Origin of the sequence: Paenibacillus sp. FSL K6-1318, from assembly GCF_037976905.1 — a bacterium.
Lineage (GTDB): Bacteria > Bacillota > Bacilli > Paenibacillales > Paenibacillaceae > Paenibacillus > Paenibacillus amylolyticus_A.
Window position 1 is genome coordinate 5,323,567 of sequence record NZ_CP150270.1, and the last position, 12,758, is coordinate 5,336,324.

At 48.5% G+C, this 12,758-nt stretch carries 7 protein-coding genes; 2 read left to right on the forward strand and 5 right to left on the reverse strand.

The annotated features are described in order from the left end of the window. Positions 1-3: 3 nt before the first annotated feature. The 5 genes from NYE45_RS23660 to NYE45_RS23680 all read right to left on the reverse strand — a co-directional run bounded on the left by NYE45_RS23660 (position 4) and on the right by NYE45_RS23680 (position 9,684). Complete coding sequence (locus NYE45_RS23660; protein ID WP_340014248.1) at positions 4-3,354, reverse strand: glycosyl hydrolase; 3,351 nt, start codon at positions 3,352-3,354, stop codon at positions 4-6. Positions 3,355-3,591: 237 nt separating this feature from the next. Further along, complete coding sequence (locus tag NYE45_RS23665; RefSeq protein ID WP_340014249.1) at positions 3,592-5,097, reverse strand: extracellular solute-binding protein; 1,506 nt, start codon at positions 5,095-5,097, stop codon at positions 3,592-3,594. A gap of 18 nt (positions 5,098-5,115) precedes the next feature. Next, entirely contained in the window at positions 5,116-6,003 is an 888-nt protein-coding gene (locus NYE45_RS23670) for a carbohydrate ABC transporter permease (RefSeq protein ID WP_340014250.1), read from the reverse strand. A gap of 12 nt (positions 6,004-6,015) precedes the next feature. Next, a complete protein-coding gene (locus tag NYE45_RS23675; RefSeq protein WP_340017430.1) occupies positions 6,016-6,945 on the reverse strand; it encodes a sugar ABC transporter permease in 930 nt (309 codons plus the stop codon). 333 nt (positions 6,946-7,278) lie between these two features. Continuing rightward, positions 7,279-9,684, reverse strand: coding sequence for an AraC family transcriptional regulator (locus tag NYE45_RS23680; RefSeq protein WP_340014252.1), 2,406 nt, complete (start codon positions 9,682-9,684; stop codon positions 7,279-7,281). A gap of 215 nt (positions 9,685-9,899) precedes the next feature. On the opposite strand from NYE45_RS23680, the gene NYE45_RS23685 reads away from it, so the two are divergent. Continuing rightward, entirely contained in the window at positions 9,900-11,255 is a 1,356-nt protein-coding gene (locus NYE45_RS23685) for a dipeptidase (protein ID WP_076333733.1), read from the forward strand. Between the two features lie 787 nt (positions 11,256-12,042). Next, positions 12,043-12,678: a TetR/AcrR family transcriptional regulator C-terminal domain-containing protein gene (locus tag NYE45_RS23690; protein WP_340014253.1), complete on the forward strand. Its 636-nt coding sequence runs from the start codon at positions 12,043-12,045 to the stop codon at positions 12,676-12,678. The last annotated feature ends 80 nt before the right edge of the window (positions 12,679-12,758 follow it).

The following is a 12,758-nucleotide window of genomic DNA, read 5'->3' on the forward strand; positions in this document are numbered from 1 at the left end:
CCTTCATCTGAATTCTTCCGCAGGTACATGACCTGCGTCCTGTAATCGATGATGTTCCGAATCAAAATATGTGCCTTCCAGCAGACCAATTAATGTGTTGGTTATCCGCACTTCAATGTCGTTATCCCCTGGACGAAGCCAGGAGGCTTCTCCCTTCCAGCGATACGGAGACCAGCATCGCACACCCAGACTATGCCCGTTCACCCTCACTTCCGTCACATCCTGCACCCGCCAATCGCTAAATTCCAGTTCAAATGAGGAAACATCTTCCCCTGACTCATCCAGCCAGAACGTGCGTTTATAGCTTATTTCCCCGGCAAAATGGGGATACAGCGGCTGCGGTTCAGGTCCAATGCGAAGGGCCGTGTCCGGTTCCCGCACGAGCGAAGCCAGGCCTTCATGATGGAACTCCACGCCGAATCTACCTTGTAGATACAAGGGATCAACGATGCCATCCTCATCTTTCGTCACCTGCACGATCACCGTCATTTCGTTGAGACCACTGTGCAGCAGCTCGGTGATATCACAAGCTATATTACTGTGGTCGGTTATTTCGATTGGATCGAATTGTTCTTTTTCAAGGGGGTGCCCATTAATCTCCATGGACCAACTGCCCGAGATCGCCGCTCTGTCCATGAATAACAGACATGCAGGCAAAGCGGTTCTCAGCTCAAATGTGGTCGTATATCGACACTCGATCGGGTAAGCAACGGATGCTTTTTTCGGTGTGCCAAATACCTGATTAAACTGGACTGGCAGAGGATACTGTTCCGATAATTCTGCCGCCTGATCAATAAACGGTTTCACAGCTACATGCTGGCTTTCCAGAATTATTCCGTTAGCATTGGAAGCCTGAAGATCGAATTGTCCCATTCGCAGGATGTTAGACTGCACTGTTTCCAATCGCCATGGCCCTTCTGAAGGAATTCTGATCTTACTGACTTGATTCGCTCCTGCCGAAACATCCGCTCCGAACGTCGAACCAGTTTTGTCTGCTATATCCACTTTCATTGGTTCTGCCTCTTCCGTCGCAGCTTGTAAAGTAAGGCGTAAAGCATGCGCTTCGTAAGGCGCCAGCGTTAGTGAGATACACCATTCCCCACCACTGCTCGTATACGGCAATGTCTGAAGCTGCCCTGTCTCCAGATCGAGTCGTTCTGCCACCAGACAAGCACCCTCTGCCAGCTTCGTTCCATCCCACAGCTGTCTGGTGACCAGCTTCAATTGCCCCTTCAGGTCCTGACCCTCCTGATTGGTCAAGAAAACCATATGCTCTCCATCTGACAATTGACGGGTTTGCATCAGCAGAGATGCACTTTCCTCCTCCATGATCCAGCAGATGGGTTCCGGCAATACCTGATCAAGCAGGAGAGAGATCAGCTCCAGCGAAAAGTCATCTCCTTGCCCCGTTCCTGCGGGTAGAAAATAAGCATTCCCCTCACCCTGATGCCACATGATTTCACGGTTATCGTAATCTGTTGTCACGCTACGGCCCCAGTACACCTCTTGCGGCTGCTCTCCCGCGCCAAAGAACTGGGCAGCATCATCCCCCTCCGGACTTCCCGGCTGGATAGCAATATGAGGAGGCATCCCAACAGAGATGACAGTTCCTCCCTGCTGAACGAAACGCTTCACCTGTTCCCAGGCCGCGGCCTCTAGATTCAGCATCGGTGGCAGGATCAACACCTCATAACGGGCCACGCCGATCTGAATGATGCCACCCGTTAAGTCAGCTTCCGCCAATAATTCGGGATCAAGGTGGTCATAGTCACGTCTGTTTTCGAGCAGATGGGTAGTAATCCGCATCCAGTCCTTCGTCAGGCGCTCCAGTTGCTCACGTTCTAATTCGTCCTCGCCGCTATACTCGAATCCATGCAGCGGATTACCCATCAGACTCCAGAATGTCGTCGTTGGATCAAGCACAGCAATTCGAATGTCTGCTGCTCCGGTGCTCATGAGATAGCTCAACCGTCCGGTGTAATCCCCCAACTGCCGGAAATGCTTCCAGTAGGGATTCTGCAAAAATTGAGACGGCGGTGCATCATGCTTCGCAAGTCCACCAATCGTATAGAAAAAGGCGTGAAAGTTATAGAAATTGGTGCCCATGGCAGCCATGCGATCAATCATCCACTTGGCATCCTGTAGCGTCATGGACCAGCCTACACTGTGAAAACATTCAATCAGATTGCGGTCTCGGCCCAATTGCCGGGCAAGCGAGCTGACCATCTTGGGGTTGTCGCGCATCTTTTGACCGTATCGTTCCAGTATCCACGATAAGGACCGTCCGATTTTCTCATGTGCCGAATCACCACCTGGCATATGGCTGAACAACTGGGTGGTCATCCGTACGCCAGGCACCTCAGCCGCATACTGAATCCCTGCTTCCTCACACCAGTCATGCACCTGTTTGTGATAGGACTCCCTGAGAAGCAGATGCAGTGACTGATAGTAGTCATACCGAATCCGATACGCGTCTGGAACATCACCGTATAGCAGGGCCGGTAGCGAATCGATCAGACTATAACCACAACGCTCACTGAAATAACGGGGAAGTTGTGGGGACCAGGGGAGACGGCCCAGCGGTGCAATCTCATCCGAGAACATACCTTTGATCACGCTTTCAAATTGATCTCCAACCGCTGACTTATAACGCTCATGCGTCAGTTCAATAAATCGGCTCATCGCTTCCTTATGGCAAGGATCAACAAAGTTGCCGTAATATTTGAAATCGTCGATCTCTTTTTCCTGAAATATAATCAACTCCCAATCACCCGCGGGAACATCCCACAACAAGCGGAACGCTGTTCGGTAGGTGAAGAACCGCTTGCGGTTATACGATGTGAGTCCGGTCTCCTGATAGACCTGATCGGTCTGGATATTGCCGACTTTGCTGCGCAGATCGATGGACTCATGCCACAGACGCTTGCCCTCGGAGTCCTTGGGAATCGCCTTGGCAACCAAGACTCGTCCCCATGGCAACTCCAGATCCACAGCTCCGCCCTGAACCACCAACTGATGATGCACGAGCTGACGCTGCTTCGCTTCAGGAAAATCAAGGGTCACTTCCCCGCCAGCCATTCCACTCGGATAGGGATACTCGTCATATAACCATACCTGCATGCCATGATCGGCAGCTGCCTGCACTGCAATCCGCACCTTATCAAACCACGCTTCCGACAGATAGGGAATCTGTAATCCCTGACGTGGACAGATGAAGAATCCACCTACACCTTGCGCCGCCATCTCAGCCACTTGCCGCTTGATCTGTTCTTCTTCCATATCCCCATTCCAGAACCAAAAGGGATGAACCCGGTACTGCGCCTCAGGATTGTCAAATGCATCCCCGTTCCACATGTTGCCTTCCTCCCTGCCTGTTCAAGAGTGGTCGTCCAGCTTTACCAATAACGTTCATTTCAGTTCAAATAGGTTTGTTTTGTTTTGATTATACATCAAAAACCATATTCAGGAAGTCATATTTTCCAGAAAGTTGGATGGAATTTGGTTCGCGCATCTAGTCATTACAGCGATAAGAAAAAGCCCGGCTGTTTCCGCTACACTGAAAGCACGGCTGCCGGGCTCTGGCTTATACGACTACTTCAATGCAGCGTACAGTTCATTAACTTCTTTGACATAATCGTCTCCGCCGTTGTTCTTCCACAGAGCAACAGCATCATCGAACCCTTTCTCATCAATCTGTCCTACGATATATTTGATCCGTGCATCGTTAATGATATTGTCCAGCTGTGGTCCTTTCTGGGCATAAACATCCGAGATCAGCGGTTCGCCAGGATTGGCAATGACAATCTCTTCGTTGGCTTTCTGCACCTGTGCAACCTTTTCACGGACAGGTGTCTGTTGGACGCGGAGCGTCCTGTCTTCTGGCACAAACATCAAAATCTGATTTAAGCCTTGCAGGTCGCGAAGTGCAAGCTTGTCAGTGCTGGGTACGATGTAGTCTTCTTTTTTCTCATACTGCTTGCCTTCCAGTCCGTTGTACAAGAGTGCCTGCAATTCCGGTTCATTCAGCTGATCGAGGAAGCTCAGCACCTTCTTCAGGTCTTCTTCCGTTTTGACACTGCTTTTGGAGATCGCAATCAAGCCGGAGTAGCCAGACGTTGGCATATCACGCAGTCCCTTTGGACCTTCCATCGCTTGCAGCACATCTACGCGCCCAGTCGCATTCGGGTCTTTATCGAGTATTTTCTGATCCATGCGCTGTGCATTATCTGCCACGTCCACCATGATACCGGCTTGCCCATTCACAAATGGATCAGGCAGTTTCGTCGCATCCATCACGGCAAAGTCCTTATTCACCAGACCCTCGCTATAGATTTGACGGAAAAATTTCAGTGCTTCCATGTATTCTGGTGTCTCATGCGCCGGAATCAGACCTCCGCTGCCATCATCTCCCCATTTGTTCGGTGCACCGAACCATACCTGCATGTTATCCCACGGACCCGTAAATTTGCTGGCAACCAGACCGTACGTATCATCCTTGCCATTACCATCCGGATCATCTTTCGTGAACGCTTTCAATACATTGTAAAATTCATCAATCGTCTTCGGCTCTTCCAGCCCCAGATTCTCCAGCCAATCTTTGCGGATTGTGACCCCATTCCGTCCTAGGGCACGTGCCCGGTAGATCCCATAGGTTTTGCCATCGATTGACGCATTGTTGGTGATGATTTCATTCATTTGACTCAGATTCGGATAATCTTTCAGATAAGGACCAAGCTCCCAGAATGCCCCGGTTCGGGCTGCATTAATGAAACTCGGAGACTTCCCTAACACCACCATAATCTGGGGCAGCTTTCCCGAGGCCAGTGTAATGTTGAATTTGTCTTCGTACGAGCTGCTCGGCACCCACTGCAGATTCACATCCACCTTGGTCAATTCCTCTAGCTTCTGGATGACTGGACTGTTCTCCGGCGGATTCTCCGCTTCGAAGTTCGGAAGCATAATGGTAATTTCGTCGGTGCCACCCGTAGCGGTTCCTGAACCTGCTTTGTCCGTGGAGCATGCGCCCAGAATCGTACTAAGTACCAGTGACGCAGAGAGTAGCAGTGCACCTTTTTTGAATCCCGTTTTTTGTCCCATACGTTCTCCCCCTTGGCTTTAGCCTTTGATTGAACCTAACATGACACCTTTGGCAAAATGCTTCTGCAAAAACGGATACACCAGCAAAATTGGAATGGTACCTACAACGATTACCGCCATTTTGATCGACTGCTCTGGTGGCTGTACAAAATTAGGGTCCATGTTCGCCATATCTCCGACACTGGCCTGCGAGAGCAATACGATCTGTCTCAACATGACTTGTAACGGCCATTTGTCACTATTGGAAATGTACAGCAGTGCCGAGAAAAAGTTATTCCAATGTCCCACGGCGTAGAATAACGCGAACGTGGCAATCACCGGCTTCGATAAAGGCAGAACGATTCGCCACAGCACGCCGAGATCCGAACAGCCGTCGATGCGGGCCGCTTCCTCCAGCCCGGGCGGCATTTGCTGAAAAAAGTTTTTGACAACAATTAAGTTAAAAGCGCTGATCGCGCCAGGAAGCATAAGGGCCCAGTAGGAATCAAGCAGTCCCAGTCCACGAATGACGAGATACGTTGGGATCATGCCACCGCCGAATAACATCGAGAAGATCACCATGTTCATCATGACATTACGGCCCCAGAAGTCACTTCTGGATAGTGGATAAGCCATCGTTAATGTGAAGAACAGATTGACCAGTGTACCTGCCACCGTGATGAAAATGGAAACGCCAATGCTGCGAAAGATCGTGGACGAAGAAAAGATATACTCATACGCGCTGAAGGAAAACACCTTCGGAATGAGGAAGAAACTGCGTTCGGTGATCTCGGCTTCCGTTGCGAAAGAATTCCCTATAATATACAGGAAAGGAAGGACGGTTAATATGCCCAGAATCCCCAGCATGACGTAATTGAAGATATCAAATACCTTGCCGGCAGGGCTATTGTATAGACGGCTGTTCATGGGCGCTCCTCCTTAATAAATTCCGGGGTGACCGAATTTTTTCGCAAGTTTATTACTGCCGAGCACCAGAATGATCCCCACCACAGACTTGAATAGTCCAACAGCGGTGCTGTAACTGAATGCACCTTGCGTGATCCCCACCGTGTACACATACGTATCAAAGACGTCTGCGACATCCCGGTTGAGAGAGTTGGTCATCAGATAGATTTGCTCAAATCCGGTATCGAGGAAATTCCCCAGTCTGAGAATGAGCAAAATGACAATAGTCGTGCGAATCGCGGGAAGCGTGATATGCCACATCCGCCGTAACCGTCCTGCGCCGTCTACAATAGAAGCTTCATACTGCTCCGTATCTACACCTGCAAGGGCTGCCAGGAAAATGATTGTGCCCCATCCCATCTCCTTCCACATCATCTGAACAATAATGAGCGGACGGAACGAACCCGGACTGGAAAGTACATCAATAGGCTTGCCTGTAATCCAGGCGATCAGGTCGTATAACACCCCGCCTTGCGGGGTCAGAAATACGTACGTGATACTGGCGATAATCACCATGGATACAAAATGGGGGACATAGACCAGCGTTTGAATCGTTCTTTTGAAGAAAGCGACCCGAATTTCATTTAATAACAAGGCGATAATGATCGGTGCCGGGAAAAAGAAGATGAGATCATACAGGGCCAGGACCAGTGTATTTCGTAATAGTCGGTAGAAGTCCGGGTTGGAGAAGAAGTTCGTAAAGTTCTCTAGCCCCACCCAGCTGCTCTCCCGGATGCCCAGGAAAGGCTGGTAGTCCTGAAAGGCAATGACGATCCCCCACATGGGCAAGTATTTAAAGATGACAAAGTACAAAAAGCCGGGAAGCACAAGCACATATAACCATTTGTTTCGTTTGATCTGCCTTTTCCAGTTAGACTCTCGTCTCATGGGCCTTGTGGCCATATCCGCTTGAGCAGTTGCAGTGGCATTTGTATTCCAGTCCGTCTTCCCGTTCATCATGTCTCCCCTTCCTCAAAAGTGTAAGCGTTATCAATTTATCTGTTATTCAGACTATACAGCCACCTTGTTTCCGGCAACCTTCATTTTTTGCATTGCTCCGGCACGTTGGCCGAAAAGCCCGCTATAACGCCATTTTCACATGTTATTGAACATATCGTAGCAGGTAGAATTGCACATTTTTGCGGGTTTATCTTTCTTTGTATCACGGTAAAAAAAAGAAAAAACCGACATCCGCTAAAGCTGAATGCCGGTCTGAAATGAAAAAGATATGAACGGTTATTGTGCAAACCATTGATCGCGATATTGACTCGGCGTAACTCCCTCCTGTTTCTTGAAGATCCGATTAAAATAACTGTGCTGATATCCCACAGCTGCCGCAACATCATTAATTTTCATCGTTGTCTCACGTAGCAATTGCTTCGCCGCATCCATTCTCACACGTGTCAAATAATCAATAAAATTAATGCCCGAAACCTGTTTGAAAGCCTTGCTCAGTGCATAAGGTGTCATCTGCTCCTCATCAGCACAGTTTTCCAGCGAAATGTCGCTGCGGTAATGCGTATCGATATACAACATCGTTCGTTCCACCACCAGCTTCAGCGGTTCCTGCGATCGTACCTCAACCTCTTGTATATAAGGTATGAATACCTCATTCATCATCCATTGCTTCATCTGTACAGGTTCACGAATACCGGATAATCGCTCATACATGTTGCTACCACCAAACAGCTTGTAAGGTGTGACCCCTGTTTGCAGCATCATGTGCTGAATACTGCCGAGCAATTGCAGCATCATCTGCTGAACTTGGAATTCGGTACTGCCTGCCCGCGTAATCTCACTCATGAATTGCTCCAGCACACGTTCCGCTTCGGCTTGTTTGCCCAGTCTGACCGCCTGTAGCAACTCACGTTCCAGCCCCAGGGGATAGGAAGCTGCTTCGTTTTTGCGGAAACACGCCTCATCCTCCAGATCGAGAATCTGACTTCCTTCCTCCACACTTCGATAAGCCACGGCCTGTTCCATTTCGACGAATCGTCCGGGCAGTTCCTGAAGTGAAGCTGCTGGGCGGCTGATCATCAAGGTCACCTTTATTTTGAGCGTTTGTCCAATGACCTCCACCAGTTCCTGTCCCCATAACAGCGCTTGTGACTTCACAGGTTCATCCTGGGGAGCGATCACAAGCATGGCGGAAGACAGGTCGTGAAAGTTCATAACACTGATCTGCCTGAAAACATTTTTGGCGACTTCCTGAGTAATATTCACTGCTGCAAAAGTAACCAGTCCTGTGTCCTGGCTTCTGAATCTGCCTTGCAGCTGCTCATATCCCGTAAAATACATCTGCACCAGCAAAAACTGCTGGCCCTCCAGTTCAAAGCCCAGATGACGCATCCGCTGCCGAAGATCCTGCTCGTTATAGGCGTATAGATGCCCCTGTACAAGTTGTAAAACAAAGCTGTCGCGCAGATGGGGAAGCTGCTCCTGCAACTGGCGATGTGCCGTGACACTGCGGGAGGTCAGTTCGTTCCACTGTTGCTCCAGCAACTCAAACTCGTCCAGCTTGGCATCGGTTGGTGTTGTTTCGTTTCGGCCAGGCGTAAGCAGATGCAGCATCCGCGCTACAGGCGAATAGATGCGGCGGGAGGCAAACCAGGATAACAATAATCCCAGGATGAGACTGCCTATACTCGCAATGACGATGATTTTGGATACCAGCTTGACTGGCGAAGTCACTGATGTCAAAGGCGCAGCGGAAACATAGGTCCAGTCCGAATCAATTCGACTCAATGAGCCGTACGAGACGGAATAGGTCTGATCCTCATATCGGAACAGGAATGAACGGCTGTCCGCATGCAGGGCCACTTCTTCTTTTAGCTGCTGCTCAAAAGCAGAGTTCTCTCCCGCCGTTCCCGGATTACCGGTAACCAGTGTGTTTCCTTCCTGATCCATGAGGAACGTTAACCCTTCGTCGTATGGAGTAAGCGTTTTCAACAAACTGGCGACTTTCTCGTTATCCAACGTAATAATTAGTGCGCCAAATGGATTAATGCTCTCCCCCGGAATCTTATGTACAAGAACCAGTGCATTGCCTGCATCCGTATGCAGTAGACTGTCGTTGGTCGAAGGTGCGGTATCTCTGTTGATGCTGGAAACCCAGTCAGTCCAGTACACGTGGTTGCCCATGGAGAGGTATCGATCATATGCCTGTATCTTGGCTTCATCTTTCAATTCGGTATAATCCCGATTAAACAAGATCGGCTTCGGCTCCTGCAAATACAGCTGTGCTGACTTGATCAGCGGGTGGGAACCTTGCAATACATATAATGTAGTGACAATCTCCTGCGTTTCATTGAAATAATATACAAAATCCAGCGTCCGCAAAGCATTGCCAAACCTCGGTTCAAATGCCCAATGGGATAAGTTCATCTCCAGATAAGCCAGCTGATCATCCACATTACGTGCCCGGTTCTCGATCTGGTTCTGATGCATCCGATTGAATTCGGTCTCCATCCGTCCAACCACCTGTTGATACATGACGATGCCTGTGATTAGCCCGGGAATGCTGGCAATGAGTAAAATCAGTATGAGACTGTTTCGATAAAATCGTCCTTTATGTCTTCCTGCCTTCAAATCGGATAAACGCTTAAATCTGCCAAATATTCGATCGCTCCTAGTCGGTTCCATCGTTGTTCACCTGCCTGCTTGCATCGGGTCTGACTGTCATGGAAACTTCCTCAACTCCCCTGAGAATATATGGATGAAATCCTTTTCTTGTATTATACGCACAATCTACAGGTGAATGAAACGATCTGTAACCGATCATTTTTTTAACCAATGTTTTATTAACATGGCAAAATGGATTACAATGAGATAAAGCAAACATGAAGGAGGCCTTTTTAATGAAAGAACAGACTTATTTTGAGCAAAATAGAGAAAAACACCTGGCAGAACTGAATGAATGGTTGTCCATTCCGAGTATTTCCGCCATTTCCGAGCATAAAGAGGATGTTAATCGTGCAGCACAATGGGCAGCAGATGCTCTTACACGTGCAGGTATGGAAAACGTAGAGGTCATTCAAACGGCTGGACATCCGATTGTCTATGCAGATCACCTGCATGCACCGGGCAAACCGACAGCTCTGATCTATGGACACTATGATGTACAACCTGTTGATCCGCTTAATCTGTGGGAGACGCCTCCTTTCGAACCTACCGTTCGTGATGGCAAGCTGTTTGCCCGTGGTGCGACGGATGATAAGGGACAGATTTTCCTACATATCAAGGCAGTAGAAGCCATTCTCGCTGAAAACAAAGAACTGCCGGTTAACATCAAGTTCTGTATCGAAGGCGAAGAGGAAATCTCCAGCCCGAACTTGCCCATCTATCTGAATGACAATACAGACAAGCTGCGTGCAGACATGGTACTGATCTCGGATACGTCCCTGCTTGAAAAAGGTAAACCGGCGATCTCCACTGGCCTGCGCGGCCTTTGCTCGCTTCACGTGGATCTGAACACAGCCAATACCGACTTGCACTCCGGTTCATTTGGTGGTGGTGTACCGAACGCACTGCACGCACTCGTATCCCTGCTCGCTTCGTTGCATGATGAGCAAGGCCGTGTAAGTGTAGATGGTTTCTATGACGGCGTTCTGCCACTGTCTCCTGAGATGAGAGAAGAATTTGTGAAACAAGGCTTCAATGAAGAACAGCTTCGTCAGGACCTCGGACTGGAGCAATTGTACGGCGAAGAAGGTTACTCGTTCGTAGAACGTGTAGGCGCTCGCCCAACATTGGAACTGAACGGCGTATGGGGCGGTTTCCAAGGCGAAGGTAGCAAAACGGTTATTCCGAAGGAAGCTCATGCCAAAATTACATGCCGCCTCGTGGCGGACCAAGATCCACAACATGTGTTGGATCGTATCGAAGCACATCTGCGTGCTCACGTTCAACCGGGTGCAACGCTGCATGTGAAACAGATCGAAAAAGCTTTTGCTTTCAACACTGATCCTTCCAATCCAATTCTGCAAAAAGCGGCAGATGCTTATGAGCACGTGTATGGCGTTCGTGCCCTCTTTACCAAAGATGGTGGCTCCATTCCGATTGTTGAGAAGCTCTCACGTGTACTCGAAATCCCTGCTGTCATGATGGGATTCGGCTTGCCGGATGAGAATCTGCATGCTCCGAACGAGCACTTCAACCTGGAGAACTTTGATAAAGGGTTGTTGACGATTGTTCAGTTTTTGAAGAGTTTGTAAACACTCTTACACGGAGGTCACTACGCGGGGAGAATAAGCTTCCGATCGCTGTTATCCCCCGATTTCTTTGATCCCCTTTTCTAAAGGGAGAAATTCGGGTGATAAAGGCGAACGCTCCGCTTCTTCAGCTTTTTTCTCCCCTCTCCGTTAACGTGTAAATTATTTATTCAACTCATAAGAATAGGGGCAGATAGATATTACAAAAACGGTGGCCTACAGGTCATCGTTTTTGTTTGAATCGATTTCGTCCCCTCCACTACGTTGCAGCTTGTCGCAGACTGATTTTAGGATTGAGCTAACTATTGAATGGTTAGTGTAAGGGGGAGAACAAAGGACGGCCTTCGGGTCGTTTTTTTGTTATTTATTTCTTTGTTTCTTTGTTCTTTGGTTCTTTGGTGACGTTGTAATTTTTTTCATGGCTGCTTTTTATGATGGAGACGATGGAGACTTACTTTAAAATGGGTTAGTGTGATAGCTCACAGAAACGCTGGGCTTCTGAACACTTTTTTTGGTTTTTTCTCGATCATTGCGTTATAGCGTTTTCTATGACTGATTTTATAGACGGGGTCTCGGTTTAATGGTTTAGTGTTATAGAGATAACTCAAGCGGTGCTCTTCGGCTGTTTGGTTGAATCGATTGATATGTAGAATGTACCTTATGAAGTATGATGTGGATCGGGTAACGAAGCTGGTTAATAGCTACAGGGGGATTTATGGATGGGAGATCTTTCGGGATTCCTGCGTTTTGACTTGCTTATGTTCAGCGACTCCGCTTGGGGGCTTTTGCCATGAGTGTTTACCTGCTGCTGCGCCCCAGCAAGCTAATCCAAAATGATGAGGTGAATGTTGTGTCTGCTTCTCACCTGACCAAAAATGCGCTGGCTCACTCGCTTAAATCACTCATGGAGCATACTCCACTGAACAAGATTACGGTCAAACATCTGGTTGATCATTGCGGAGTGAACCGGCAAACCTTTTATTATCATTTTCAGGATATTTACGCGCTGCTTGGGTGGATCTATCAGACTGAAGCGGTGGAAAGTCTTACGGAGTACCGAAGCTACAGCACATGGACGGACGGATTTTATAAAATCTTTTGCTACATCGAGAACAACAAAACGTTCTGTTACAACACACTCGACTCGCTCGGGCGTACCCATCTGGATACATACCTCTATGAAGTAACCCATGATCTCATCATGGGTGTTATTGATGAGCTGGCCTGTGGGATCAAGGTCCGCAGTGAAGACAAAGAGTTCGTCGCCAACTTCTATACCCTGGCCTTCACTGGGCTGATCATTCAATGGATGAGGGGCGACATGAAAGAACCGCCAAAACAGATTATTGAGAAGCTCAGTGAGCTAATCGAAGGCAATGTCCTGAGGGCACTGCACAGGTATGAGAATAAGCTGCCATCCACTTAAGGATGCGCGGCTTTTTTTACATGTGATCTAACCATAGGTTTTAGACACTTTTCCAAAAGTGACCAAAAATTGGACACTCC

Coding starts and splice junctions, on each gene's coding strand:
- NYE45_RS23660 (WP_340014248.1), bottom strand. CDS start 3,354: ATGTGGAACGGGGATGCATTTGACAATCCTGAGGCGCAGTACCGGGTT.
- NYE45_RS23665 (WP_340014249.1), bottom strand. CDS start 5,097: ATGGGACAAAAAACGGGATTCAAAAAAGGTGCACTGCTACTCTCTGCG.
- NYE45_RS23670 (WP_340014250.1), bottom strand. CDS start 6,003: ATGAACAGCCGTCTATACAATAGCCCTGCCGGCAAGGTATTTGATATC.
- NYE45_RS23675 (WP_340017430.1), bottom strand. CDS start 6,945: ATGGCCACAAGGCCCATGAGACGAGAGTCTAACTGGAAAAGGCAGATC.
- NYE45_RS23680 (WP_340014252.1), bottom strand. CDS start 9,684: ATGGAACCGACTAGGAGCGATCGAATATTTGGCAGATTTAAGCGTTTA.
- NYE45_RS23685 (WP_076333733.1), top strand. CDS start 9,900: ATGAAAGAACAGACTTATTTTGAGCAAAATAGAGAAAAACACCTGGCA.
- NYE45_RS23690 (WP_340014253.1), top strand. CDS start 12,043: ATGAGTGTTTACCTGCTGCTGCGCCCCAGCAAGCTAATCCAAAATGAT.